26 protein-coding genes are annotated in these 24,146 nt (G+C 66.6%); 9 read left to right on the top strand and 17 right to left on the bottom strand.

The features are described 5' to 3' along the window. Window positions 1-54: 54 nt before the first annotated feature. From ABQF30_RS07325 to ABQF30_RS07315, 3 genes are read left to right on the top strand one after another with little or no spacing between them, the layout of a single operon-like run. Window positions 55-894: an NmrA family NAD(P)-binding protein gene (locus tag ABQF30_RS07325; RefSeq protein ID WP_448462120.1), complete on the top strand. Its 840-nt coding sequence runs from the start codon at window positions 55-57 to the stop codon at window positions 892-894. Window positions 895-903: 9 nt separating this feature from the next. Further along, a complete protein-coding gene (locus ABQF30_RS07320) occupies window positions 904-1,356 on the top strand; it encodes a nitroreductase family deazaflavin-dependent oxidoreductase (RefSeq protein ID WP_448462119.1) in 453 nt (150 codons plus the stop codon). A gap of 23 nt (window positions 1,357-1,379) precedes the next feature. Beyond that, complete coding sequence (locus ABQF30_RS07315) at window positions 1,380-1,568, top strand: hypothetical protein (RefSeq protein WP_448462118.1); 189 nt, start codon at window positions 1,380-1,382, stop codon at window positions 1,566-1,568. A gap of 4 nt (window positions 1,569-1,572) precedes the next feature. On the opposite strand, the gene ABQF30_RS07310 is transcribed toward ABQF30_RS07315, so the two are convergent. Continuing rightward, window positions 1,573-3,405 (bottom strand): DUF222 domain-containing protein, encoded by a 1,833-nt coding sequence (locus ABQF30_RS07310; RefSeq protein ID WP_448462117.1) that lies wholly within the window; start codon window positions 3,403-3,405, stop codon window positions 1,573-1,575. 126 nt (window positions 3,406-3,531) lie between these two features. Here ABQF30_RS07310 and ABQF30_RS07305 point away from each other — a divergent pair, with 126 nt between their 5' ends. Next, window positions 3,532-4,614 carry a hypothetical protein gene (locus ABQF30_RS07305; RefSeq protein ID WP_448462116.1) on the top strand — a complete coding sequence of 361 codons (1,083 nt, stop codon included), beginning with the start codon at window positions 3,532-3,534 and terminating at the stop codon, window positions 4,612-4,614. A gap of 4 nt (window positions 4,615-4,618) precedes the next feature. Here ABQF30_RS07305 and ABQF30_RS07300 read toward each other — a convergent pair whose 3' ends face one another. The 6 genes from ABQF30_RS07300 to ABQF30_RS07275 form a co-directional block, all read right to left on the bottom strand. Next, window positions 4,619-6,118, bottom strand: a complete 1,500-nt coding sequence (locus tag ABQF30_RS07300; protein WP_448462115.1) for a hypothetical protein — start codon at window positions 6,116-6,118, stop codon at window positions 4,619-4,621. Window positions 6,119-6,205: 87 nt separating this feature from the next. Beyond that, a complete protein-coding gene (locus tag ABQF30_RS07295; protein WP_448462114.1) occupies window positions 6,206-7,012 on the bottom strand; it encodes a DUF4097 family beta strand repeat-containing protein in 807 nt (268 codons plus the stop codon). Window positions 7,013-7,033: 21 nt separating this feature from the next. Then, complete coding sequence (locus ABQF30_RS07290; RefSeq protein ID WP_448462113.1) at window positions 7,034-7,507, bottom strand: histidine kinase; 474 nt, start codon at window positions 7,505-7,507, stop codon at window positions 7,034-7,036. A gap of 54 nt (window positions 7,508-7,561) precedes the next feature. Next, on the bottom strand, window positions 7,562-8,908 hold the full coding sequence (locus tag ABQF30_RS07285) for an APC family permease (protein ID WP_448462112.1): 1,347 nt from the start codon (window positions 8,906-8,908) through the stop codon (window positions 7,562-7,564). After that, a complete protein-coding gene (locus tag ABQF30_RS07280; RefSeq protein ID WP_448462111.1) occupies window positions 8,908-9,786 on the bottom strand; it encodes a carbon-nitrogen hydrolase family protein in 879 nt (292 codons plus the stop codon). The genes ABQF30_RS07285 and ABQF30_RS07280 overlap by 1 nt, the downstream gene beginning before the upstream one ends. Before the next feature lie 28 nt (window positions 9,787-9,814). Then, entirely contained in the window at window positions 9,815-10,681 is an 867-nt protein-coding gene (locus ABQF30_RS07275; RefSeq protein WP_448462110.1) for a TIGR03619 family F420-dependent LLM class oxidoreductase, read from the bottom strand. Window positions 10,682-10,926: 245 nt separating this feature from the next. On the opposite strand from ABQF30_RS07275, the gene ABQF30_RS07270 reads away from it, so the two are divergent. Beyond that, on the top strand, window positions 10,927-11,181 hold the full coding sequence (locus tag ABQF30_RS07270; protein WP_448463514.1) for a DUF2631 domain-containing protein: 255 nt from the start codon (window positions 10,927-10,929) through the stop codon (window positions 11,179-11,181). Between the two features lie 15 nt (window positions 11,182-11,196). On the opposite strand, the gene ABQF30_RS07265 is transcribed toward ABQF30_RS07270, so the two are convergent. Both ABQF30_RS07265 and ABQF30_RS07260 read right to left on the bottom strand, forming a co-directional pair. Next, window positions 11,197-12,063 (bottom strand): acyl-CoA thioesterase, encoded by an 867-nt coding sequence (locus tag ABQF30_RS07265; RefSeq protein WP_448462109.1) that lies wholly within the window; start codon window positions 12,061-12,063, stop codon window positions 11,197-11,199. Beyond that, window positions 12,063-12,635, bottom strand: a complete 573-nt coding sequence (locus tag ABQF30_RS07260) for a hypothetical protein (RefSeq protein WP_448462108.1) — start codon at window positions 12,633-12,635, stop codon at window positions 12,063-12,065. Before ABQF30_RS07260 ends, ABQF30_RS07265 begins: the two co-directional genes overlap by 1 nt. 194 nt (window positions 12,636-12,829) lie before the next feature. Between ABQF30_RS07260 and ABQF30_RS07255 the strand changes: the two genes are divergently transcribed. Together ABQF30_RS07255 and ABQF30_RS07250 are read left to right on the top strand one after the other, a co-directional pair. Further along, the gene (locus ABQF30_RS07255; RefSeq protein ID WP_448462107.1) at window positions 12,830-13,537 is read left to right on the top strand and encodes a DUF427 domain-containing protein; all 708 of its coding nucleotides are present in this window, start codon (window positions 12,830-12,832) and stop codon (window positions 13,535-13,537) included. Between the two features lie 18 nt (window positions 13,538-13,555). Continuing rightward, window positions 13,556-14,032, top strand: coding sequence for an SRPBCC family protein (locus tag ABQF30_RS07250; RefSeq protein WP_448462106.1), 477 nt, complete (start codon window positions 13,556-13,558; stop codon window positions 14,030-14,032). On the opposite strand, the gene ABQF30_RS07245 is transcribed toward ABQF30_RS07250, so the two are convergent. From ABQF30_RS07245 to ABQF30_RS07210, 8 genes are all read right to left on the bottom strand, one after another. Next, entirely contained in the window at window positions 14,025-15,278 is a 1,254-nt protein-coding gene (locus ABQF30_RS07245) for a MinD/ParA family ATP-binding protein (protein WP_448462105.1), read from the bottom strand. The genes ABQF30_RS07250 and ABQF30_RS07245 overlap by 8 nt on opposite strands. Window positions 15,279-15,474: 196 nt before the next feature. Next, window positions 15,475-16,425 (bottom strand): alpha/beta hydrolase, encoded by a 951-nt coding sequence (locus ABQF30_RS07240; RefSeq protein WP_448462104.1) that lies wholly within the window; start codon window positions 16,423-16,425, stop codon window positions 15,475-15,477. Further along, a complete protein-coding gene (locus ABQF30_RS07235) occupies window positions 16,415-17,944 on the bottom strand; it encodes a flavin-containing monooxygenase (RefSeq protein ID WP_448462103.1) in 1,530 nt (509 codons plus the stop codon). The genes ABQF30_RS07240 and ABQF30_RS07235 overlap by 11 nt, the downstream gene beginning before the upstream one ends. Beyond that, on the bottom strand, window positions 17,926-18,657 hold the full coding sequence (locus ABQF30_RS07230; RefSeq protein WP_448462102.1) for an SDR family NAD(P)-dependent oxidoreductase: 732 nt from the start codon (window positions 18,655-18,657) through the stop codon (window positions 17,926-17,928). Before ABQF30_RS07230 ends, ABQF30_RS07235 begins: the two co-directional genes overlap by 19 nt. After that, window positions 18,654-19,436, bottom strand: a complete 783-nt coding sequence (locus ABQF30_RS07225) for an HpcH/HpaI aldolase family protein (RefSeq protein WP_448462101.1) — start codon at window positions 19,434-19,436, stop codon at window positions 18,654-18,656. Before ABQF30_RS07225 ends, ABQF30_RS07230 begins: the two co-directional genes overlap by 4 nt. After that, window positions 19,433-20,401 carry a zinc-binding dehydrogenase gene (locus ABQF30_RS07220; RefSeq protein ID WP_448462100.1) on the bottom strand — a complete coding sequence of 323 codons (969 nt, stop codon included), beginning with the start codon at window positions 20,399-20,401 and terminating at the stop codon, window positions 19,433-19,435. The genes ABQF30_RS07225 and ABQF30_RS07220 overlap by 4 nt, the downstream gene beginning before the upstream one ends. Window position 20,402: 1 nt before the next feature. After that, window positions 20,403-21,617 (bottom strand): cytochrome P450, encoded by a 1,215-nt coding sequence (locus ABQF30_RS07215; RefSeq protein WP_448462099.1) that lies wholly within the window; start codon window positions 21,615-21,617, stop codon window positions 20,403-20,405. A gap of 23 nt (window positions 21,618-21,640) precedes the next feature. Further along, a complete protein-coding gene (locus tag ABQF30_RS07210) occupies window positions 21,641-22,345 on the bottom strand; it encodes an NIPSNAP family protein (protein ID WP_448462098.1) in 705 nt (234 codons plus the stop codon). A gap of 75 nt (window positions 22,346-22,420) precedes the next feature. Here ABQF30_RS07210 and ABQF30_RS07205 point away from each other — a divergent pair, with 75 nt between their 5' ends. Next, window positions 22,421-23,272: an SMP-30/gluconolactonase/LRE family protein gene (locus ABQF30_RS07205; RefSeq protein ID WP_448462097.1), complete on the top strand. Its 852-nt coding sequence runs from the start codon at window positions 22,421-22,423 to the stop codon at window positions 23,270-23,272. 1 nt (window position 23,273) lies between these two features. Beyond that, window positions 23,274-24,089 (top strand): thioesterase family protein, encoded by an 816-nt coding sequence (locus ABQF30_RS07200; protein ID WP_448462096.1) that lies wholly within the window; start codon window positions 23,274-23,276, stop codon window positions 24,087-24,089. The last annotated feature ends 57 nt before the right edge of the window (window positions 24,090-24,146 follow it).

Genomic DNA, 24,146 nt, shown 5'->3' with positions numbered 1-24,146 from the left:
AAGTTACCGCCGCACGCTTGTAACTATTGCCGGCGGCCGGCCGTCCTTGAATGCATGAACACAATCCTCATCACGGGCGCGACCGGAAACGTCGGACGCCCACTGGTCACCGAACTCGTCAACGCCGGCGCGCGAGTCCGCGCCGTCACCCGCCACCCGGATACCGCGGGCCTGCCGCCCGGCGTCGAAGTAGTGCCGACCGCCGGCGCGGGAATCCGCGGCGCGTCAGCGGTTTTCCTCAATTCGCGCGCGCTGGGTTCCGAACTGGAAGCGACAGTGGACCTCGCCCGCGCCTCGGGCGTGCAGCGGCTGGTGGCACTCTCGGCGATCAACGCCGACGAGGACGATTCGCTCCAACCCTCACGTGCGCGGGGCGACCGCAACCGCGAGGTCGAGCAACTGGCCATCGCATCGGGCCTGGAATGGGTCAGTTTGCGGCCGACGTACTTCGCCTCCAACTTCGCCGGGATGTGGTCGGCGCAGGTCCTCGTCGGCGACGTCGTGAACTGCCCCTACGCCGACGCATCACTCGCGCCCATCGCCGACGCCGACATCTCCGCGGTGGCCGCGGCCGCACTACTCACCGATGACCTTGTGGGACAGCGGATTCCGCTCACCGGACCAGAGGCACTCACGAATTCCCAACTGGTGCAGACCATCGGCCAGACACTGGGCCGACCACTGCGGTACCAGGAGGTGCCGGCCGATGCCGTGCGCGAACACTTTGTCGCCATGGGCTTCCCCGCCGAGTTCGCCGACGGATATCTGGCGCTACTATCCGACGCCGTCGGAACGCCCGCGCTGGTGACCCACGAGGTGCAGAAAATTCTCGGCCGCCCGGCCACGACGTTCGCCGAATGGGTTGCCACCCACCGTGACCGCTTCACCGACTAGGAGAGTCGCATGTCCACATCCAGACTGGAACCGAGCCCGCCGCGCTGGCTCAGACCCATCAACAAGGTGATGATGGCGGTCCAGCGGCTCGGCATCCCCACCGGGCCGGCGATGGTGCTGACCGTGCCGGGCCGTAAGACCGGGCTGCCGCGCAGCACTCCCATGACACCGTTCGTCCACGACGGCGACCTGTACACGGTCGCGGGCTATCCGCGCGCCGACTGGGCGGCCAACGCCCGTGCCGCCGGGGCCGGCACGTTGTCGCAGGGCCGCAGGTCGCGTCCCGTCACGATCGTCGAGCTCGCGCCCGACGAGGCCCGCCCGGTGCTGCGCAGCTTCGCGGTGAAGGTGCCTGTCGGTGTCGGCTTTGCCAAGCGCTCCGGCATGGTGATCGATGGCACACCCGATGAATTCGAAGCTCTCGCAGGGCTATTGACGGTGTTCCGGCTCGATACCGGTTAGGCGATTTCGATCTCGACGCCGGGTTGGCCTATCTCGATGACGAAGCCGTTCGCGCGACCATCGCTGCCGGCGATCGGACTGGTAGCGCTCGACTGTGCGCCCGCGTCGTCGTGGCCGCCGGACTCATCGAAGTGGCTGCCGATCTTGACCTCGGCAGCCGCATCGACGGCTGGTGGGAAGCGACGGGTCGGGCAAGCGCCGTGCTTGCCTAGCTCGTCACGGACCGCGTGCTGCTTTGCCGCTGAGGGCGTGGTCGTTGATGGACAGCCGTGGGCTGGGGTCGAGCAGTGTCCAGCCGGTTGGGAGTCCGGGGTCGACGGGTTGCGGGGCGGACGGTTCTGGGGCGAATAGCTCGGCGTCCCAGAGGTGTTCGACGTTGGGTGGGGTGGGTGCGGGTGGGTCGAAATCGGTGTCCCAGTCCAGATCCCACTGCGGGTCTGGCTCCGGGTGCCATTGCGAGTCGTGCTCGGCGTCGGGCGCCAACTCGCACCCCGGTTCCGGCGTGACGACCCATTCCGGGTGCTGCTTGACGTCAGGCTCCGGCTCGGGGATCAGCTCTGGAACCCGCGCGGGCTGCGGTGCCTGCTCGGCGTCGGGCGCCAATTCGCACCCCGGTTCCGGCGTGACGACCCATTCCGGTTCAGGGTCGGGCGTGTGGTCGGGTTCGGGTTCCTCGTCGGGTGGGGTGAGGAGCAGTTCGGGGCGGTGGTGGTAGTTGATGCGCTGTTGGCTGTGGTCCAAGTCGGGTGGTGGGTGCCATTCGACGTCGCCGCGTTCGTTGATGGTGGTGGTGTAGCCGTTATCGCTGTTGACGAGGCGGTTGTCGGGGCCGCAGGCCAGGGTCATCTCGTCGACGTTGGTGTTGCCGCCGTCGGACCAATCGGCGGCGGCGTGATGCACCTGGCAGCCGTAGGCGCCGACGGTGCAGCCCGGTTTGGTGCAGCCGCCGTCGCGGGCGATGAGCATGATCCGCTGGGCCGCGCTGGCGGTGCGCCGGGCCCGGTAGTAGTCCAGGGCCGCTCCGGTGGCATGGTCGAAGATCGCCAGGTGGTGGTTGGCGTGCCCGCCCATCCGGATGACATCTGTGATGGGAAGCTTCCTTCCGCCGCCGGTGACCCCGATCCCGGCGCGCGATTCCAAATCTTGCAGCGTGGTGCGGATGATCACCGACACCGGTAGGCCGTTGAGTTGCCCGAGGTCCCCGCTCATCAACGCGATGCGTCCGATGACCAGCAGGGCGTCGTGTTGGCGTTGGGCCAGGGTGCGGTGATCGTTGTCGATCTGGGCCTGGGTGGGGGTGCCGGTGGTGCAGGGTTCGTCGTCGTCGGGGTTGCACATGCCGGGCGCGGCGAATTTGGCGAGCAGTACCTCCCAGACGGCGGCGGCTTCGGGGGTCAGGTCGGCGGTCAGACCGGTCATCGCGTCGCGGCCCTGTTTGGCCATGTTGACGCCGCGTTTGCGGGCGCGTTCGGTGTCGTCGGGTTCGGGTCCGTCCTGATCGAGCAGGAACAACCGCAGCTCAGCGGTTTCCTTGAGTTCCTTGGGGCCCACCCCGACGGCGACCCGGACCAGGTCGAGTTCGAACTGTTCACGCGTCGTGGTGTCCACCCACTCCGGTAGGTGATGGACTGCGTCGCGCAGGACCTTGACGTGATCGGTGTTGATCAGCCCGGCGGCGCGTTGGGCGGCGGCCACCGCCGGCAGCACCGCCGGCAGCACCTCACCGGTGAGGGCTCGGCGCGGCCCCAGCTCGCCAGCCTCAGCCAAGCGCCGACCGGCCTCGGCGGTGGACAGCCGCCACCGAATCCGTAGCACCTCGTTCCACGACTTGGCGCCCAGCTCCTTGGCCGTGGCGCCAGCCTGCAACTGGGCCAGCAGCCGATGCCACACCGCCGGCATCTGACAGGTCAGCGTCTCGTACTCATCGAGCACCGCGAGCAACTCGTCCCGGGACAACGACGCGAAATCGCAGGAGGCGAACGCGTCGAAGGCGGCCCGCAACCCCGCCACCGCCTCACCCGCACCCGCCTGCATGTTTCGAACATACATTCGACCACCGACAAAAAATGGCGCTTCCCGCCCAGCAACGTTGAACAAGATTGCGAAACTCTGCAACAACTCGCGCTCCCGCCAGGAGCTGAACATCCGCTCCGAGCTGCCCGTATGCTGAGCTCGATGACCTCAGCCGAGCACGCCCCGGTGGTCCCGGTGACCGCTCGGACCGAGTATCTGACCAGCCGTCATCGCATGTCTGCCGTCGCATCGGTCACGGTCCTGGCGGCGGCCATGCTCGCGCTCGTGGGACTCAACTACGCCGGGGCGTCCGGATTGGTCACCGCGGTCGTCGCGGCAGCGCTCGTCACCGCCGCGGTAGGAGTCGCGGCCTACGGACGGCTGGGGAGGCCCGGCGCGGTACTGATCACGGTCGACGGCGACACCGTCCACCTGGGCGACGAACATCGTGACATCGTCAGCTACCCGCTGTCCTCGCTGATCGCCGTGCAAAAGGCCGGTCCGGCCGCTGAAACAAGACCGGAGGAGCGTTGCCCGACAGTCCGTGGCCAGAAGTACCTGACAATGATCTTCTCCACGGACACCGGCAGCGACGAGTGGCGGGTGGCCGTCGTGGAATCGGATCCCGCTGCAGCAGAGATACTGCGCCGCCTCGAGGCGGCGCTGCCCGACGCCGAACCTGAGCTCGGCGCACCCGTGTCAGGCGCGCGCATCGCCGACGCCGGTACCGACGAGGCGGCGAAACGGCTGTGGGAGGAGGCCACCCGGCGCCACGACGACGTCCTCGGCGCGTACGGCGCCTACGAACTCGACCCGGCAATGTTGTTGCGCTACCCCGCCATCACCGATGTGACCGTCGAACAGACGCAGACGTTCCACCTCGCGCTCGACGAAGCGTCCGCATTGCGCACCGAAGCCTATCCGGGCAACCGGGGCTTGGCCGACGCCTACCAACAATCGGTGGTGACGCTGCGCCGGGCCTGGATCGCGTGTGAATCGCACGGGAAGAAAATGGGCACCGGTTACCTCGAACCGGCGGACCGGACCGAACTGGACACCGCACTCAAGCTCTACAACCACGCCGCATCGAGCACCACCCCGGCCGAGCAGGCGACCTACTACGGACGGGTCCGCGAGATCGTCACCCGACTCACCGATCGAGGCATCCTGCATCCCCCCAAAGTTCAACTCGCACAACTGGAAGGCGTCACCCGCCGAGCCATCGAGGCGGCCAAGTCGAACTGAGGCGTCAGGTAGCGCCCGCGGCGAGGAACTCGCCAGTGACCGAATACGTCCCCGTCGCCGCCTCCACCCCCGCGAGTGTGATCCGGATCGCCAACCGGTACTGATCGATCTCCCGGTCCGTCATCCAGACTTGAACGGCTTCACGTTCATAGGGTTCCAGGGCTCCCCGTTGCATCGCCTGTGCGCGAACGGATTCGAAAGCTTCCAAGGAAATGTCGTCGAAGGCGAAAGCCTGCGAGTTCGAGTGGTAGGCCCGGTCGGTCACCTCAGGCAGCTCCCCCGGTACGACGATGATCTGGCCGGACCGATCACCGGTCTGGAACTCGAGCAGCACACCACCGCTGCTCTGGAGTTCACTCGCGTGCGCAGTCGGCGTGGCCCGATGCGTGCCCCGGATCTCGAAGTTGGTCAGCACCGGGTCCGATGGAGCGATTCCCGCCAGCGCCAGCGCATCTCGTGCCCGCTGGAACGACACCGCGAAATCGGCCGGATCGAAGATCTCGCCCACCGTGCCGTCCGGGAGAGCGTTGACGGTCTTGCTTCCGAATCTGCCGCTCAGGATCAGCGGAGCCCCGGGGCCCGAGCGTTCGATTTCCAGGGTCTCAAGGTCACTCAGTCTGCCCGCGGCATCGAGCTGCTGTGCCATCTTGTCGGTGACCGCGGTCAGATCGGTGCCTGCGATATCGCCGGCGAGGAATGTGCTGTCCTTGCGCAGGACCTGCGCCGAGGGTGTGGTGAATGCGTCTCCACCGTTGTTGACGTAGACGATAGTGGTGTCGCCGTTGGTCGGGTTCAGAACCGTGCCGTAGTCGGAGCCGCTGCCGGTGAAACGGAGTTCGAGGAGATTGTTGGCCGCGGCGGGCCCGAACTGCTCGGTGATCGCCTGGATCATGCCGTCCCGGCGCGCGTTGAGGTTCAAGTTCTTCGACCTTGGGCCAGAGTCAGCGCGTGGCGCGTGCGCCGGTGCGGGCCGATCGAAGGAGATGCGCCAGGCGTCGCCGACGCCGACGAGCACCATCAGCGTCACCAGGATGGTGACCACTGGATAGATCACCACCCGCTTGCCGGGGTGATCGCCGAATTCGGGTGTGCGGGCCGCCTCGCGTGGCGGCAACCGATCTGGCGCGAGCAGGGTGTCCGGATTGTCGGTGAGCGACTCGAAATCGGTGTGTGACATCGACGCGATCCACCGTGCCTGATATTCGGTGTCGTGCGGCGGGCTGATCGTCGCGGTCACCAACGTCGGCTGCAGGTCGTCGTTGGTCTGGCTGCTGCGGGTGAGTGCGTCGACACGGACCGGCACCTGCTGTCCGCCCGTCGCGTGCTCGAACAGCGCCAGTTCTGAAGTACGGGTAGGCCGGGGCACCATCGAAAGTCCCACGAGGATTAGCGGAATCCCGAGCAGCGCAACCCACCAGGCGTTGTAGGCGCCGAGGCCGATGCCGACGGCGACGAGAACACCGGCCACGCCGGCCTGGCCGACACGCAGCGCCGTCCGTTTCATCGAGCGCCCCCCTGTTCCGCCGGGTGCTCGCGGCAGGCGGGCACGTGGTTGGCCGGTTCTGCGTGATCTTAATGACGGCTGCGAGATCTAGGCAGCGGCCGGTCCGGCGGCGCGGCGCACCGTGATGTCGCCGGAACCGGTGCGCGCCCGCACCGTCACGGTGTCGTCACCCTCGGCCGGACCGTCTGTGGTCTGCAGCCCGTTGCTGACCGATCCGGACTTGGATGCCAGTTCAAGGCGTGCGGCTGTGCCCTCGGGGATGCCGACCTCGACCTCGCCGCTGGCGGTCTGTGCGCTGAGCCCGCCGGTGACGGCGGTGGCGACAGCTACCGAGCCGGACGCCGTCTGGACGTTGACATTCCCGCGCAACACCCCGACGGTGATGCCGCCACTGGCAGCCTGGAATTTCACGTCACCATCGAGCCGACCGATGGCCGCCGCACCCGAAGCCGTCGATATCGAGGCATTGCCCGTGACGTCGTCTACCGTCACGTCACCGGAAGCAGTGTCCGCCTTGATGTTTCCGATCACGGTGCCGATCCGCACGTTTCCGCTGGCCGACGCGAACCGGCACTCGGAGTAGGCGCCGTCGGCCTCGACGTCTGCCGATGCCGAGGATGCCTTCAGCCGGGATTTCGCGGGCAGCTCGATGTCGATGTGGACGGCACCGCCACGCCCGAGCGACAGCACTTTGCGACCGGCCGTCACCTTCAGCGTGCCGTTATGGCACTCGACGCGGGCCTGTTCGGCCACCCGCACATCCGAGGCGCGGTTGGGATCTCTTGGCCGGACCTCGACGATCGTGTCGTCACGGTCGGAGGCAACCAGGCGCACTGCGCCGGCGACCACCTCCACGACAGCGGTGATCGGTTCTGGTGTCTGAAATGTCGTCATCGATCTCTCCTATGGGTGGGTTCAGCGGACCCAACCGCTGAACGTCTTGTCGGTTGCAAAGGAATGCTGGGCCGAGCCGCCCAGGGCCGCGCTTACCGCCCGCACCAGCCACGCGTTGACCGAGAGACCATCGCGGCGGGCGGCCGCGTCGACACTGCCGCGCAGGCTGTCCGGCAGGCGCAGCGTCACGCGCCAGGTGCCGCCGCCGTCGTCGGCCACCTCGCCGGCAGAGCGCACCGGTGCCTCAGGCGCCGGTGCCCGCGTGACGAGGAACTCGGGGTCGCGGCCGCGTAACCGGACGTCCACGGATGCCGGGGCGAGCTCGCTGGTGATGAGTTCGGCGCTCTCGCTCAGCGCTTCCAGCAGCGTGAGCCGCAACGCCGATTCCAACGGGGCGGTCAGGCGCTCCGCGAGTGCCTCGGCGTCCGGGCCGCCGGCAGCGGCCGCCACCCCGAGCTCATGGCGAACGGCGTCAACGTACGGCTGCAAGTCCATGACGTCATAGTGACACCATTATGACGTCAGCACAAGGTCAGCCTGGTGCGCGGGTCAACTGGTCGATGCGGACGACTCCTCGGTGAGGCCGGACATCTCCGGCGGCTCCCGGGTGAGCCCGCGGGTCAGCACCAACAGGTAAACCACGCCGATGCCCAGCCAGGACAGCCCGAGGATCAGGGCGTGCGGGTCCAGTTTGGTCAGCAGGTAGATGTCGACGACCGCACCGATGACCGGCAGCAGGATGTAACGCCACGGGCTGAGCCGCTCGCCGCGATGCCGCAGGAAGTATCCGATGACGGCCAGGTTCACCAGGGTGAAGGCGGTGAAGGCGCCGAAGTTGATGAACGATGTCGACGTCGAGATGTCAAGGAAGATCGCAGCCAACCCGATCACGCCCGCCAGGGCGATGTTGAACACCGGGGTGTGGAACCGCTCGGAGACCCAGCCGAACACCCGTTTCGGCAACACGCCGTCACGGCCCATGGCGTAAAGGAGCCGGGAGACTGCGGCCTGGGCGGCCAGCCCTGAGGTGAACTGGCCGATGATCAGCGCGGCGAGGAAGACTGCGCCGAACACACTGCCGCCGATGGTCTTTGCGATGTCGGCGGCCAGTGAGTCGGCGTTCTCGAACGATCCGCCGGGTGACACCAGCGTGACGACGTAGGCCACCAGCACGTAGATGCCGCCACCGATCAGCGCCACCAGGACGATCGCCCGCGGGATGGTGCGTTGAGCGTCGCGGGTTTCCTCGGTAAGCGTGCTGACCGCGTCGAAGCCCAGGAAGGAATACGCCGCGATCGCCGCTCCGGCCGCGATCGCGGAAAAGCCGATCTCACCGGTGAAGGGCGTGGCCGACACCAGCGATTGCGAGTCACCGACCAGATGGGTGATCGTCAGCACCACGAACAGCGCCAGGATCAGCAGCTGAAACGACATGAGGACGAAGTTCGTCCGGTCAGCCACCTTGAGTCCGATGACGTTGAGCGCAGACGTGATGAGAATGAACCCGACGATCCAAACCCAGAACGGCACACCGGGAAACTGCCCGTTCAGGTACGCACCGCCGATCAGCCAGATGACCAACGGAAGGAACAGATAGTCGAGGAGAATCGCCCAGCCGACCAGAAATCCGAGCCGGGAGTCCAGCGCCTTGCGGACGTAGGTGTAGGCGGAGCCCGCGACCGGATAGTGCCGCGCCATCACCCCGTAGCTGAGCGCGGTGAACAACATCGCCACGGTGGCAACGAGATACGACCCGGCGCTGCCGCCGCCGGAGGTCTCGGCGATCACCCCGAAAATGCCGAGCACGATGATCGGCGTCATGTAGGCCAGGCCGAACAACACGACTGATCGCAGGCCGATGGTCTTCTCGAGCGTCGCGTGATGTTCGGTTGCCATCAAGTACCTCCCCTGGTGTCCGGCGTCCAACGGGCGGGGTCGATCCGCCCGCCATAGATCGGCAGGTCGATGAGTGGGTCGTCGGGTGCCATCTGCGACCACATGCGATTGAAGCCCTCGGTGCCGACCTGCCGAACCCGGGTTACCTCGTCGAGATCGATACGCATGGTCAGCAAGCCGGGCTCGGTCCCAGGAAGGTCGGTGACCACTTCGCCCTCGGGATCGCTGACGATCGATCCGCCGGCTCCGACAGGGCCGGCCGCATTCACGCTGAGCATGAACACCTGGTTCACGATTGCGTTGGCACGTGCCAACACTCGCTCCTGTTTGCGGTCCGATCCGATGGTCTTCACGACGTTGACGACGAACTCCGCGCCCATCCACGCCAGGCTGCGGGTCGACTCGGGAAACCATGCGTCATAGCAGATCGACAATCCGCCCCGGCCGATTCCGGGGACCTCGAACACCACGAATTCGCTTCCACACGACCATGTTTCGTAGGGCCGCCACGGAAAGACCTTGCGATAGCCGGCCACCAACTCACCAGCCGGGTTGAACACCACCGCGGTGTTGTACACCTTGCCGTCGCCGAGTTCGGGCACCGAGCCCGGGATCAGCCAAACTGCGAGGTCAGCCGCGATGCGCGCCAGCTCCGCCAGGCGCGGCCCGTCGAGCGGCTCCGCAGCGGCCTGCAGCCAGGCGTTGCTGTCGCCGGCGGTGTCGGCGTCGCCGCACAGATGAATCTCGGGGAACACGATCATGTCCGGCCTCGGCGTACCCTCGCGGATCGACTTCGACTGGCTGCGCAACTGCCCGACGGGATCGGGCCCGGTGATGGGCGCGTACTGCGCCATTGCTATCTCAAGCGAACGTCCCACCCGTTCACGTTAATTCAGCCACGTCGGGCTATTTCACCTTTTCAATGATCGTCTCGGCGAACCGCTCGATCGGTTCACGGAACCGGTTGGCGCCCGAACCGTTGGGCTGACCCATCCAGGGCGCGCACATCACCGCGGTGATGCCGAGGTCCTCGGCTCGCTTGTAGAGATCCGGCGACGGCGGGTCGAGCAGCGCCAGCAGGATCTCGAAAGGCTCCCGGTCGCGCCCGTTCTCGCGGCGCAGCACATCAAGGCGCTCGGTGTAGCGGGCCGCCTGGTCGAGGGTGTAGGCGTAGCCGATCCAGCCGTCGCACAAGCGGGCGGCCCGGCGCAGCGCAGCTTCCGATTCACCGCCGCACAGAATGGGCACCGGAGCCACCGGATGGGGTTCGATCATCATCTCGGGCACCTGGTAGTACTGCCCGTCGAACGACACCCACCCGCCGCGCCACAGCTCGCGCAGCGCCGGGATCATCTCGTTGAGACGCTTGCCACGGGTGTCGAAATCCTGGCCCATCAGCTCGAACTCCTCCCGCATCCAGCCGACGCCGACGCCGAGCGCGACGCGCCCGTTCGACACCACCGACGCGGTCGCCACCTGCTTCACGACCTCCAGCAACGGGCGGGCCGGAGCGACGTACACGGCGTTGGAGAACCGCAGCCGCCGGGTCAGCGCCGCCATCGCGCCGATCAGCACCCAGGAGTCCGGCCAGGCGGTCTCCGGTGCCCAGCCGGGCTTACCGGTCGACGAATCCGGATAAGGCGAGGACAGCTCGCGCGGATAGATCATGTGATCGGAGCACACGATTCCGTCGAAACCGGCTTCGTCGAGTAACGGCGCCACCACCAGGGCGTCGCTGGTCTCCATGAACGCGGTACCGCTCCAGAACTGCATCGGTGAACCTTCCTGAACAGGCGAATTGTCCGTTTGGGGCAGCCTGGGCGACATGCCCACGCTTTGCGTCGAGTGTGAAGAAAATCGCGACACGTCTTGGAAATCTCGCGATCTCCTTCACGTTGGGCACCGTGCTGCCCGACCCCGACGCTCCGCCGGTCAAGCAGCCGGCATACGACGCAGCGTCGTATGTCAGAATGTGGGCAGTGCCAGCCCGAAGCCAGCCCGATCTCGAGGAGCAACCCGTGGCCAACACCGAGGTGGAACGACACACCGGCGTCGACGTCGAGGACGTGCCGTCCGCGGAATGGGGCTGGTCCAAGCAGAACATGACGCTCATCCACGTCGGCGGCCTGCTGTCGGCGGCTTTTCTGCTGGTGATGATGCACGGCAACCACGTCGGCCATGTCGAGGACTGGTTCCTCATCGGCTTCGCCGTGACCATCGTCATCGCTGTGGTGCGCGACTGGTGGCTGCGCCGCCGCGGCTGGATCAGGTAGCAATACACCCGCGGCCTACAACCGGGCCGGCTGGTCGATGGCCGAGTCCGTGGAGCGCAGCGGGCGGATCAGCCCGTCCTGCGCGAATGAGGCCAGCAGGTCACCGTCATCGGTGTGGACCTGCCCGCGCACGTAGGACATCCCGGCACCGGCCTGGGTGCTTTCATGGCTGTACAGCAGCCAGCCGTCCCACTGCACGCTCTCGTGAAAACTGATGAATGTCGATATCAACGCTGTCGACACCGTCGTGTGGGCCTGGGCGGTACCGATGCCGCGGTGCGCGCGCATCGAGGTGGAGATTCCGAGTCCTCCGGTGAAGTAGGCGAGCAGCGCTTTGGCCAGGTCGTCGCGGTCCGGTATCGGGTCGCAGTGCAACCACGCGTACAGCTCCGGCGGTCCGATTTCATCCGGGCTGTTGACGTCGACTATGTCGACCAACCGCAGCTCGTGACCCGCCATGGCCCGCTCGGCGGGGTGGGCGTCGTCAGGGGTGGCGACGTCGGGCAGCAGGGCTTGATGGGCAATCACGTCCTCGGTAGGCACGTCGGCCAGCACCGTCACGGTGGCACAGCGTCGTGAGTCATGATTGACGTTGACGACGGCGGTCGCGGTCGACCGTCCGTTGTGCACCACATCCACCACCAGTTCCACGGTGGAGCCGACACTGATGGGCCGGGCGAACACCGCGTGCGCTGACCGAATTACCTTGTCCGGGAACTGTTTAGCAGTCGCGACGATCGCCTGTCCAAGCGCCTGCGCTCCTTTGGCCACCTGGCGGCCGTCAGCGCCCGTCGGGCCGGTCGTACCGATATAGCGGTCCGGCCCGTCAGGGGTGACGTCGAGCACCTCGAGCAGCCCGGCGACCGAGGCCACCGCAGACATCAGTACGGAGCCAGTTCGGCGTCCAGCACACCGTGACCGCAGCGGAACATGGTCTCGACCGCGCCGACCCGCGCCGGGGTCTCCCCCGACGCGACGAGGGCCTGCGCCTTGAATGCGCGAGCGGCTGCGCTCAACCGATACCGCGCACGGTGCACCTGGCCGCCGAGTTGTTCGGGACAGTCCGCGCCCCAGAACGCGAGCCCGCCAGGCCCGTCGCGTAGTTCGCTGAGCCCGCGCAACCGCACATCGTTGTCGGAATCGAATCGATCAGTCGCGATCGCCGTCATCGCCACGTACTCAGGATCACCCGCCGACTGCCAAAGTCCGGTCAATTCAACGGCTTTCAAACCGAGGATGCGCAGCGCGCGCTCGTCGGCCGGATCGGTGAGTGCGACGCTGACATGCCAGCCGGCCATCCGCCGGTCGAACAACCATCCACCGATCTCGCGCACCACGTCGGCGGCGCTGGATGCGACGACGTTCAATTCGTACTGCAGCACCTGGTTGCTGCGTGGGCGGGACCGGGCGAAGGGAACCGTGCTGGTTGCGGAGATGGAGGTCTGTGGCGACATATGGATCCAATCCGGTTCAGTGGGCTGTCTACTCGGCATGGGCCCGCTTACCGAACAGCGTGACATTTCTCGAAGAATCTGTAAAGCTCCTATCTTGACGTGGCGATTGCGCGCCTCGCCGTCCTGGTTGCGGGCGCGGTGATGCCGGCCGGGCATGAGCGCCAGACCGGTGCGATGAAAGAGGAGGTGTCGCAATGAGTCTCGTCGCAGGACGTGGACCGTTCAGTACACAACCGGCCGGTTGGTTCACGCCCCCAATCGCTGGTCCGGTGGTCTACATCGAGCCGCACCCCCGGCGCATCCAGGCTTTTGTCGGCGAGGCCACCAAACTGGATACCGAGCGCGCGCTGATGGTGCACCGTGCGGGTCACCCGCTGAGCTATGCGTTTCCCGATGACGAAGTTGGTGAGTTGCCCAGCCGGCCGGTGGTCGAGGCTCCCGGCTACGTCTCGGTGCCGTGGGATGCCGTCGATGTCTGGCTGGAGGAGGGCCGGCGCCTCGTGCACTACCCGCCGAACCCGTATCACCGCATCGACTGCAGACCGACTCAGCGCTCGCTGCGGGTCACGGCGGCCGACACCGTGATCGTGGACACCGACGAGACGGTGATCGTGTTCGAGACCTCGCTGGAACCCCGGCTCTACGTCAACCCCGCCCTGATCCGTACCGACCTGCTGCACCGCACCGACACCACCACCTACTGCAACTACAAGGGCACCGCGACGTACTGGTCGGCGGTCGTCGGTGACACTGTGATCAGCGACGTGGCATGGAGTTATCCGGATCCCCCACCGGAGGCGCTACCCATCAGGGGGTACTTGAGCTTCGACGCGGCACGCGTGGACGTGCTCGCCGAACTACCCGTGTCCGGGACCGCCCCGGCATGCGGCTGCGACGTGTGACTAGAAGGGCAAACCCAATTGGGCATCGTGACCACGAGCTCGGAGACGGCTTTCACCCAATCCGCCGAGACTGTCTATGATTTCGTCACCAATCCGGTGAACTGGACGAAGACCTATCCGGGCAGTGCCCACATCGAGGGTCTACCGGAGCGGCTACCGCTGCAGGTCGGCGACACCTGGGCAGAGGCCGGACCGGACGGCGCCCAGATCTACACCTGGCACCTGGCGATCGCCATGCGTCCCCGGATGTGGGTGTTCAACTCGGTGGGCCGGCTTGGCCACGACCGCGACGGCACCGGCGGCATGGAGGGCAGGATCACCGTGCAGTACCAGTTCACCCGGCCGGGCGCCGACATCACGTTGTTCAGCCGCACGATGACCATCGAGGCGTACAAGGACGCTCCCCTACCGGATGCGCTTTTCCGCGTGGTGAATCCTGCCAACATCGACAAGTACCACGCCGCTGTGGCGCGGGAGCTCGCCGCGATCAGCTGATCAGCGGGTTCTCGAAGTCTTCGGACAGCGCGGCGGCGAGTTCGAGGATCCGCCGTTGGAACTTGGGCCGAAGCAGGTCGAGGTGAATGTCGGTGCCTGCGGCGATGTGCTTGTCCCAGGGCAGCACGAACACGCGCCCGGGCGGCACGTGCTTCTGGAACTGATGCACAAGGTCACCGATGTCGACGTTGGTCTTGCCTGGGCCGACGTGGTTGACCACCACGCACGATCGGTTCAACAGGTCCTGGTGGCCGTTCTGGCGCATCCAGTCCATGGTCACCGCGGCCTGACGGGCCCCGTCGATCGAGGCGCTGGCCACGATCACGCCACCGCAGACGGTCTCCAGCACACCGCGCGCCGCCGGCTGAAACATGTCCGCGGCGCAATCGGCCAGCACCAGGTTGTAGTGCCGCGAGACCACCCCGGTCGATGCGATCCAGTCGGCGTCGTCGAAGGAGCGGGTCGCGCCGCTGTACTCCGCGCTGGACAGCACTTCGAGCTTCGACTCGTTCATGCTGGTGAAGGCACGCACATCGTTGTAGCGCGAGAGGTCTTTGGCGGCGAGCAGATCGGCCACGGTCGCCGGCGATTTGCGGCCGACGCGGTCGGCCAGGTTACCGCTGGCCGGATCGGCGTCGATCGCCAAGATCCGGTCACCGCGCACCTTGCTCAACGTCGATCCGAGTGCCACCGTCACGGCCGTTTTCCCGACGCCGCCTTTCAGGCCGAAAACGCCGATCTGATACGACTCGCGCGCATTGCGACGAACCCGCGCATAGAGCTCCAATTCGTAGAGCTCGTCCGGTGAGAGACCCAGGTTGATGCGAGTGGCGCGATAGAGCACGCGCCGCCAGCCGCGACGCGAGTGCATCTTTACCGCGGACTTCACTCCGACATGGGCGAGGTTGTCGATCGCGCGGTGCTCGCCGACCGCGCCGGTGGTCACCGGCGTCTGGAGTATCCAATTCTCGCCTGCCACCGACGACCCGTTCGATGGCTCCCAGTTGGTCCGGGTGACCGGGGGAAGCTTGACGGTGGTCTCGGCCTCGCTGGGTCGACGCGGCGAGCCGAAATTGGATGTCAGGACTGCCGGTGGAAGCTGCCGGTCGTCACTGTGTCGCGACCTGCCGGCAGGTAGGGCGGCGATGGGTCCGCCCAGCAGGAGGTCGTGCTCGCCGTACTCAAGCCGGTCCTTCGCGTGCTTGGGGTCCCTGGAGTACGTGAGCCGGTCGTTGTCGGCCGACATAGCTACCTCTCAATCGCTGACCTGCATCTGACGGACCCGTACAGACGTCCCTCAGATGTCCCCGTCACACCTGGACCTCTCAGTCATCGTCGCACCGGTCTTACCGATTGTCCGCGCGAGATTTTGTGAGGTGGACAAGCATTATCGCCTATATCGGTGAACCTGTGCTCCGCCGAGGGTGCCAGCTACGGCCTCCTCAGTGCAACGCACGTCGAAGCGCCGAGCCTTGCAGGGCGAACAACTGTTGGCTGATCTCCCACTCGGGAAGCAGCGAATCGAACCCGTGACAGGTGCCGGGAAAGACGTGCAGCTCGGTGGCGACACCGGCCGCCATCAACCGACGCGCGTATTCAAGCGCTTCGTCGCGCAGCGGATCCAACTCGGAGCAGGTGATGAAAGCCGGTGCGAGCCCGACCATTTCCGAGACCAGGGCCGGCACGGGACCGACTCCCCCTGCACGCGCGGGGACGTCGCGGGCCTGCACATAGTGCCGCCACATCGCCACGGTCGCCGGCCCGTCAAATCCGGGCGTATCGGTGAACTCGGCCTTCGAACCGGTCGGCCGGTCGTCGAGCACCGGTTGGTGCAGCAGCTGAAACACGATCGGCGGCGCGGAACCGGCGGCCGCCCGCTGGGCCAGCAAGGCGGCCAGCGCGCCACCGGCGCTGCTGCCCGCGACCGCGACCCGGGCGGCGTCGACGTCGAGTTCGCCGGCGGCCGCGGCCACCCAGTTGAGCACCGTCATCGCATCATCGAGCCCGGCCGGGTACGGGTATTCCGGGGCCAACCGGTAGTCCACCGAGATCACCGTGCACCGGGCACGCCTGGCCAGCTCCACACACTGGATCTGGTCGATGTCGAGATTGCCCAGCACGAAGGCACCGGAGTGGCAGTAGACGACGGCCGGTGCCGGCGAAGGGCCGCCGCGGTAGATGCGCACCGGAATGGTCCGCCGCCCGAGCGTCACGCGGGCACCCGCCACCTCGACGCCGGGGGTGTCCAGCATCTGAGCTCTCTCCCGGCGCCGCTGATCAATCGACGTGCGCACCACGCCGAGGACCTCGACCGACAGATCGGTACGAGCCTCGGCGAACGGCCGCAGCGCGGGGTCCAGCCGGTCCCGCCAGTGCCCGCGGCTAGCCGTCATCGGCCGCCCTTGTGTGCGCGGCAGGCACCAGCCGTTCTGTCGGCGGTTCGAACGTGTAGTCCGCGGCGCGGAAACGGCGCGTCATCGACCAGAATGCCCGGGCACTACGCGGCCACTGGGTGACCACTCGACCGCTCGGCGACCGGAAGTAGCTGCTGCACCGGGTCAACCACACCGTGCCCTGCATCCATTTGTCGATGTCGGCGATGAACCGCGCCATCGCATCCGGCCGCACTGCCACATACGTTCTTCGCCTGCGCCGCAGATACTTCAGCGCCCGCACCACATACCGGGCCTGGGCCTCCAGAATGAAGATGACGCTGTTGGAGCCGACGTTGGTGTTCGGCCCGTACAACATGAAGAAATTCGGGAAGCCCGGCACCGCCATCCCGAGATAGGCGTAGGCGCCGTCGCGCCAGGTGTCGTGCAACGTCGTCCCGCCCTCACCGACCACATCGATCTGGCCCAGATAATCGGCAGCGGCATACCCGGTCGCGCAGACCACGACGTCCACGTCGAGTTCCCGACCGTCTTCGGTGACCAATGAGCGGGCCCGCAAAACCCGGGCGGGGCTGGAGACCACTTCAACGTTGGGTCGCGTCAGGGTCGGGATGAAATCCGAGGAGAACACCAGGCGCTTGCAGCCAAGCGGATGGTCCGGGGTGAGCGTCGTCCGTAACGCATCGTCGGCGACGGCCGATTCCAGCATCTTGAGCGCGATGCCCTTGAATTCCTGGGTCTTGTCGCTGCCGTTCTCGATGACGGAGATGTTCGATTCGCTGCGTAACCACAGCCGCGTCCGGTAGATCTTCTTGGCCAGCGGGACATGCGCGAACAGCCAACGTTCCCGTTCGGTGTACGGCCGGTCCGGCTTCGGCAGGATCCACGTCGGCGACCGCTGCACCGAATACACCTTGTCGGCGACCTTCGCCAACTCGGGCACCACCTGCGAAGCGGTCGAACCCGTTCCGAGCACCGCGACCCGACGGCCTTCGAGTGCCACTGAGTGGTCCCAGCGTGCCGAGTGCATCACCGTCCCGGAGAACGGTTCCTCCTCAACAAGATCGGGCTGCACCGGTTGCGTGAACAATCCCACCGCTGACACCACGATGTCGAACCGGTGCTCGTCACCGGCTCCGGTGGTCAGCAGCCAGTGCTCGGAGTCGGGCTCCCAGCGCGCCGCGGTGATCTCGGTGTGCAGCCTCAGATGCGGTGCCAGCTGGTGCCGCTGCGCGCAGCGTTCGAAATACGCCAGGATTTCCGGCTGCCCGGACCACAGCCGCGACCAGTCGGCGTTGAGATCGAACGAGTACGAGTACAGGTGTGACTTCACATCGCAGGCCAACCCCGGATAGGTGTTGATCCGCCACGTGCCGCCCACCCCGTCCTCCCGATCGAAGATGGTGAAATCTCGAAAGCCGGCCTTCTTCAGGAAGATTCCCAGTGCCAGACCGCCGGGACCGGCCCCGATGATGCCAACCGAGAGCGACTTGGGCATGCTCAACCGATCTGCAGACATTGCCCACCGTCGACGAGGAGCTCGGAGCCGGTGATGAACGATGCGTGGTCGGACACCAGAAACGCGACGGCGTCGGCGATCTCGGCCGGCTTTCCCAACCGGCCGGCCACCGCTCTGGCTGCCAGCCGGCTCTGCGTGGTCTCGTCGAGCATCGGTGTCTCGACGGGGCCGGGAAACACCGCGTTGACCCGAATCCCCGCCGGGCCGAGTTCGGCAGCGGCGACCTGGGTGAGCCCGCGCAGCGCCCATTTCGACGAGCTGTACGCCGCGTGGTTGGGAAACGGCCGGATCGCGCCGGTGCTGCAGGTGTTGACGACGGCGGCGCCCTCTGCTCGGCGCAGGTGCTCCAGTGCGGCGCGGATTCCCAGGAAGGGGCCCAGACAGTTGACCCGCCAACTGCCTTCGAATCCGTCAGGTGTCTCGTCGGCCAGCGGCGCCCGGTGCAGCACACCGGCGTTGTTGACCAGGGTGGACAGCGATCCGAACCGCTGCACCGTCGTGTCGACGGCGACCTGCCACTGCTCGGCCGAGGTGACGTCGAGGCAAACCGGGAGCACGCGCTCACCCAGCTGCGCAGTGCTGGAATGCAATTCGTCGGCGAGCAGATCGGCGGCGGCAACCCGGAATCCATCGGTGACCAACTTCTTGACGATCGCCGCGCCCTGTCCGCGCGCCGCGCCGGTCACAAGCGCCACGCGGTCGGTTACGGTCACTGATATCCCCCTTGTGATTCGTCATGGGTATGGCCGGCAGCCTCGGTGAGATGTTCGGCCGCGCCCCGGCGCAGCGCCTGGGATTCCGAAGCCAGGGTGATCATCCGGAACCCCAACCCGGCCAATACTTTTCCGAGCTTTCCCGCACCGGCGTGAATGCCGCTGACCAGCCCGACCGAGGCGGCGGCCGCCTGGATGGTGGTCATGGCGGCGAGGACATCGGGATGCGTGCAGGCCTCACCGGGTTGGTAGCCCATCGAGATGGACAGGTCGGCCGGTCCGACGTATACCCCGGTCAGGCCGGGTACCGCGCAGATCTCGTCGACTACCGAAAGACCCTGTGCCGTCTCGATCATCGCGAACACGCTGGCCCGGTCTTCGAGCGCGGCGGTGTCGTGGCCCAGGCTGCCCCGCAGTGGCCCGAAGCTGCGGACGCCGGCCGGGGCGTACCGAGTGGCGGCCACTGCCGCGGCCGCCTGCTCGGAGGTTTCCACCATGGCGATGATGACCGCGTCGGCACCGGCGTCGAGCACCCGGCCGATCGGCGCGGGATCGGCTGTGGGCAGGCGAACCGCGGTGGCGATCGGTACGTGTTCCAGGCGGCGCAACAGCAATGCGACGTCGGCGTCGTCGAGAAACCCGTGCTGGACGTCGAATCCGACATAGTGGTACCCGGCCTGGGCGAACTCTTCTGGCCCGATGATCGTGGGGCCGACCACCCAACCGCCCCAGATCTTCTCGTTGGCTGCGAGCGCCTCCTGCAGTCTGCTGGTGCTCATCCGGCGATCGCGATCTTGACCCGGTCCGGCACGGGCCGGCAGGCCAACTCGAACGCCGCCTGCACCTCACCGGTGCCGAAGGTGTGCGTGACGTAGTTTCCCAACAGATCGGGATGCTCGCGCGCGAAGTCGTCGGCACGCCCCAGCACGCGCCGACGGTCCAGCGTCACACCGGATTTCAGGGTCAGGTTGTTGCGCAGCATGGTGCGCATGCTGATCGGGTAGCTGTCGTCGTCGGGGACACCGAAGTAGAAGACGGTGCCGCCGAACGCCGCCGCCGCCAGGGCGTGGTTGAGCGTGGCGACCTGATGGCCGATCGCCTCGATCACCACGTTCGGTCGGTCGGTCTCCCCCAGGTGGGTTACCCAACGATCGCTCGTCGCCCGGACCGCGATGTCGACACCAAACCTTGCTGCGATCTGCGACCGGTCCACCGGATCTACTCCGGTGACGCGGGATGCGCCCAATGCCTTTGCGGCATAGGAGAACAGGAGTCCGATCGAGCCCTGGCCGAGCACTGCGACGTGAGCGCCGGACAGGTCTGGCAATTGTTCCATCGCGTAGAGCACACAGGCCAGCGGTTGGAGCCCCACAGCCAACTCCGGCGCCAGTGCCGGATCGTAGGGAACCAGCCCGTTGCCGTCGGCAACGACCTGTTCCATCAAACCGTCGAATCCCGAGGCCCAGCCCACCACCCGGTCACCCGGCTGGTGGTCGGGGTGACGGCTGGCAAGCACCTCGCCGGCGATCTCGTGGATCGGGAACCCGTGCATCTCTGCCGCGCAATGTCCGGTGTCGCCGGGCAACTTCCCTTGGGTCCCGCGGAATCCGGGCAGGTCGCTACCGCATACCCCGGCCGCCAGGAAGCTCAGCAGCACCTGCCCGTCGGTCAGGGACTCGGGTGAGGGTTCCGGTAAGTCGTTGCGTTCGAACGTGTACGGCGCAACAAGTCGATACGACCACACCTCACACCTCCACGGGGATGTTGTTCCAGCCCCACTGGAAGCTGGACGGCGGTCGCGAGGCGGCGGCGTCGTCGATGTGATAGTGCGGCACCCGTTTGAGCCATTCCTGGATCATGATCGTGATCTCCAGGCGGGCCACGTGCACACCGAGGCAGAAGTGTTGCCCGCGGCCGAACGACAACAGGCGTTCGATCCGCCGGTTCCAGATGAACATGTCGGGGTTGTCGTACTCCCGCTCGTCCCGGGCGGCGGAAGCCAGCAGCGTGATGATGCGTTGGCCGGGTTCGATGGTGGTGCCGTGAATGGTGAAGGGCCGCCGCACCGTTCGGGCGAACCACTGCGCGGGTGCGCTGTGCCGGATGATCTCCTCGCGGGCGACGGGCACGTTCACGTCGACATCGGAACGTACCGCTGCCAACTGGTCGGGATGCCGGAGCAGCTGCCACAGGCCGGTCGCGGTGATTTTCGGCACCGTCTCGGTTCCACCGATGAATACACCGAGCATCTGAACGGCGGCCTCCATATCGCTGAGCGCCGAACCGTCGGGCAGCCGGAAATCGATCAGGCTGTCGGCGATCGGCACGCTACCGTCGGGCCCTTCGGCGCGCCGACGCTCGATGATCGGAGTGAGATAGGTCAGATAGCCGGGGCGGGCGTTGCCGACCTCGACGCCCTCGCCCGGTTGGGCGAGGCTGCCGGCGTTCACGGTGGCCAGCACGTCAGGCGCGAGATCGACTGGCAACCCAACGAATTCGCAGACCATCGCCGCTGCGACGATGCCACCATAATCCTGCGTCAGGTCGAACCGGCCACGCGGCAGCAGCTCGTCGAGTCGCTCGTTGGCCAGGGTGCGGATCCGGTCCGCCAGCTTGGCCGCCGAGCGCGGCCGGAACTGCGCGGAGGTACGCCGGCGGACGTTCTCGTAGATCGGCGAATCGAAGTTGGCGTGAAAAGGCATGGGATGCAGTGGCGGATCGGGCACCGGGCCGTCGTTGTGCTCAGCCAGCACGTTCGCGGCGGGCAGCGTTCCCTCGGATGCGACGAAGGTGCCGTCGGTACTGCCGAGCACGTCCCAGATGTCGTCGAATCGGGACAGCGCGTAGGTGTCCCACTTGTCGATGTAATACACCGGATACTCGTCGCGCAGGGTCCGGTAGTACGGCAGCGGGTTGGCCATCACGTCCGGATCGAACGGGTCGTATGAAAAGTCGTCCATCACAGAGCTTTTCGTCGACTCGGTCACCGTAGTGGTGACGGGGGCAGGGCGGCCAGGATGGAATCCTCCCAGCCGTCGCGCAGTGCGGGAGCCACGCTCATCCAGGTGACGATCTCGGCCGGCGGGCTGTCCTTCCAGGATGGATAGTGGTTTTCGAAGACATCCCAGTCATCGTCGAGTGCCCAGTAGTGGATCACCTCGTTGAACCGGAACGTGGTGATGAACGATCCCAGCCAGCGTTTGCCGGTGCGCTCCGACCACGGCACGTACAGCCGTTCGAGTTCCCGGATGTAATCGTCCTGACGGCCGGGTTTGGTTTGCATGATTTCCTGGATGACCAGACCTGCGCCGAAGTTGGCCTCTTTGAGCTGCGCCAGGGTCTTGTTGTACTTGCCTGCGTACATGATCCGACCCTCGCCACGGGCGCCGATCTCCGACAGGTACGTCGCCCACTGCAGCGCGGGCTTCTCGTGGCTGCCGCCGGCGGCCTGCGCCTTACCGATGCGCGCATAGTCTGCGAAAGCGTCGATCTCCCACACGATCGTCACCTGCGGCCAGTGGCCGTTGTAGGGCGTGGTCTCCCAGATCGCGAACAACCGGGCACCGAGGTCGGTCATCATCGGCTGGTAGACGTCGTTGAACACGGTGGTGAATTGGTCGGTCCGGCCCGACCCGAGGTCGATCGTCTCGTGTAGATACAGCAGCGTGTGGCCGTAGAACTTCTTCATCACAACGCTCCGGTGGTTGACAGTGGCACCCTGCGAGCGTGACACTTGAGGCGTGTTTTGTAAAGGTGTGTTCTCGTGACGGTCGGAGCCGAACTGGTGCGAACAATCGAACTGGCCAACGGATTCTGTTTCGGGGAGGGCCCGCGCTGGTTCGAGGGGCTGCTGTGGTTCTCCGACATGCTGGGCGAGGCCGTGCACACGGTCAACCTTGCCGGTGCCATGACAACTTTGCCGCTACCCGGACATGCCCCGTCCGGCTTGGGTTTTCGGCCCGACGGCAGCCTGCTGATCGTGTCCACCGAGCGTCGCCAGGTGCTGCGATACGACGGTGACACGGTCGAGCTGCTGGCCGACCTGAGCGGACTGGTCCCGGCCGCGCTTGGCGACATGGTGATCGACGGGCAGGGCCGGGCCTACGTCGGATCTCAGGCCCGGACAAGCGGCGTGATCGTGCGCGTCGACCCGGACGACACGGCGCGTGTCGTGGCCGAGGGCCTCGACTTCCCCAACGGTATGGCGATCAGCCCCGACGGCGCCACGCTGATCGTCGCGGAATCGACCGGACGGCGGTTGACCGCGTTCACCATCGACGGCGAGGGTGGGCTGACCGACCGCCGGACATTCGCCGAGGGTCTCGACGGCCCACCCGACGGCATCGCGATCGACGCCGAGGGCGGTGTCTGGGCGGCCATGACACTGGCTCATGAATTCGAGCGGATCGTCCAGGGTGGGGCCGTGACCGCTCGCATCGACACCGGGGGGCGCACCGCAATCGCCTGCGCACTGGGCGGGCCCGAAGGCCGCACCTTGTTTCTGGTCACCACCACCGATGCCTATCCGGAACGCCTGGTCGGCACCAAGTTGTCCCGGGTCGAGGCCGTGCTGGTCGACGTACCCGCGCCGGGCGAACACGAACATCTCCACTGACATGTCCGATTCCTATTACGAGCTGACCGACGAAGCCGATCCACTCGGCGAAAAATTTGCGGCCACCGACATGGTGCGCGGCACCTGGTCGGCCGCCATCCAGCACGCGGCTCCCGTCTCGTCGCTGCTGGTGCGCGCCCTGGAACGCTGCGAGCACCGCGCCGACACCCGGCTGGCCCGCGTCGCGATCGACCTGATGGGCGGAGTGCCGTCCGAAGGTGACCTGTGGGTGCGCACCAAGCTGGATCGGCCCGGCAAGCAGATCGAGTTGCTCAGCGCCGAGATGTTGGCGACCGGACCGGACGGCTCGCCGCGCACCGTCGCCCGCGCGAGTGGCTGGCGCATGTTGACTCTGGACACCACGCAGCTCCAACATGCCGCGGCCGCGCCGTTACCGCCCCTGGAACAGGCCCGCAGCCGCGATATGGCCAAGGATTGGGAACCCAACTACGTGCACAGCCTGGATTGGCGGTGGCTGACCGTGCCACAGGCGCCCGGGCCGGGTGAGTCGTGGCTCAAGCCGACCGTCGATCTGGTCAAAGGTGAGGCGATGACGCCCTTGCAGCGGTTGTTCGCCGTCGCCGACGACGCGAACGGCATCGGCTCGAAGATCGACATCCGCAAGTGGACGTTTCTCAACACCGATCTGGTCGTGCACATCCACCGCCTGCCCGACGGCGAGTGGATCGGCATCCGGGCCGACACCAATTACGGTCCGGACGGTATCGGCACCACGGTGGGAACGCTGTTCGACCAGTCCGGTGCGGTGGGCGCCATCCAGCAGTCGGTGCTGGTGCGCCCGCGCCCGCCCCGTTGAACCCAGCGGAACAGCATTCCCGGTCGCTACCACGCGGCTTTAGCGACCGGGAATGCT

The sequence above is a fragment of the Mycolicibacterium sp. XJ870 genome (assembly GCF_053483975.1).
This window is presented reverse-complemented; position numbering and strand designations above follow the sequence as displayed.

What these genes read in the sequence shown, in the direction of transcription:
- ABQF30_RS07325 (WP_448462120.1), top strand. Translation starts at nt 55, where the DNA reads ATGAACACAATCCTCATCACGGGCGCGACCGGAAACGTCGGACGCCCA.
- ABQF30_RS07320 (WP_448462119.1), top strand. Translation starts at nt 904, where the DNA reads ATGTCCACATCCAGACTGGAACCGAGCCCGCCGCGCTGGCTCAGACCC.
- ABQF30_RS07310 (WP_448462117.1), bottom strand. Translation starts at nt 3,405, where the DNA reads ATGTATGTTCGAAACATGCAGGCGGGTGCGGGTGAGGCGGTGGCGGGG.
- ABQF30_RS07305 (WP_448462116.1), top strand. Translation starts at nt 3,532, where the DNA reads ATGACCTCAGCCGAGCACGCCCCGGTGGTCCCGGTGACCGCTCGGACC.
- ABQF30_RS07300 (WP_448462115.1), bottom strand. Translation starts at nt 6,118, where the DNA reads ATGAAACGGACGGCGCTGCGTGTCGGCCAGGCCGGCGTGGCCGGTGTT.
- ABQF30_RS07295 (WP_448462114.1), bottom strand. Translation starts at nt 7,012, where the DNA reads ATGACGACATTTCAGACACCAGAACCGATCACCGCTGTCGTGGAGGTG.
- ABQF30_RS07290 (WP_448462113.1), bottom strand. Translation starts at nt 7,507, where the DNA reads ATGGACTTGCAGCCGTACGTTGACGCCGTTCGCCATGAGCTCGGGGTG.
- ABQF30_RS07285 (WP_448462112.1), bottom strand. Translation starts at nt 8,908, where the DNA reads ATGGCAACCGAACATCACGCGACGCTCGAGAAGACCATCGGCCTGCGA.
- ABQF30_RS07275 (WP_448462110.1), bottom strand. Translation starts at nt 10,681, where the DNA reads ATGCAGTTCTGGAGCGGTACCGCGTTCATGGAGACCAGCGACGCCCTG.
- ABQF30_RS07265 (WP_448462109.1), bottom strand. Translation starts at nt 12,063, where the DNA reads ATGTCTGCGGTGGCCTCGGTCGCCGGGCTGCTCGAGGTGCTCGACGTC.
- ABQF30_RS07260 (WP_448462108.1), bottom strand. Translation starts at nt 12,635, where the DNA reads ATGTCGCCACAGACCTCCATCTCCGCAACCAGCACGGTTCCCTTCGCC.
- ABQF30_RS07255 (WP_448462107.1), top strand. Translation starts at nt 12,830, where the DNA reads ATGAGTCTCGTCGCAGGACGTGGACCGTTCAGTACACAACCGGCCGGT.
- ABQF30_RS07245 (WP_448462105.1), bottom strand. Translation starts at nt 15,278, where the DNA reads ATGTCGGCCGACAACGACCGGCTCACGTACTCCAGGGACCCCAAGCAC.
- ABQF30_RS07240 (WP_448462104.1), bottom strand. Translation starts at nt 16,425, where the DNA reads ATGACGGCTAGCCGCGGGCACTGGCGGGACCGGCTGGACCCCGCGCTG.
- ABQF30_RS07235 (WP_448462103.1), bottom strand. Translation starts at nt 17,944, where the DNA reads ATGTCTGCAGATCGGTTGAGCATGCCCAAGTCGCTCTCGGTTGGCATC.
- ABQF30_RS07225 (WP_448462101.1), bottom strand. Translation starts at nt 19,436, where the DNA reads ATGAGCACCAGCAGACTGCAGGAGGCGCTCGCAGCCAACGAGAAGATC.
- ABQF30_RS07215 (WP_448462099.1), bottom strand. Translation starts at nt 21,617, where the DNA reads ATGGACGACTTTTCATACGACCCGTTCGATCCGGACGTGATGGCCAAC.
- ABQF30_RS07210 (WP_448462098.1), bottom strand. Translation starts at nt 22,345, where the DNA reads ATGAAGAAGTTCTACGGCCACACGCTGCTGTATCTACACGAGACGATC.
- ABQF30_RS07200 (WP_448462096.1), top strand. Translation starts at nt 23,274, where the DNA reads ATGTCCGATTCCTATTACGAGCTGACCGACGAAGCCGATCCACTCGGC.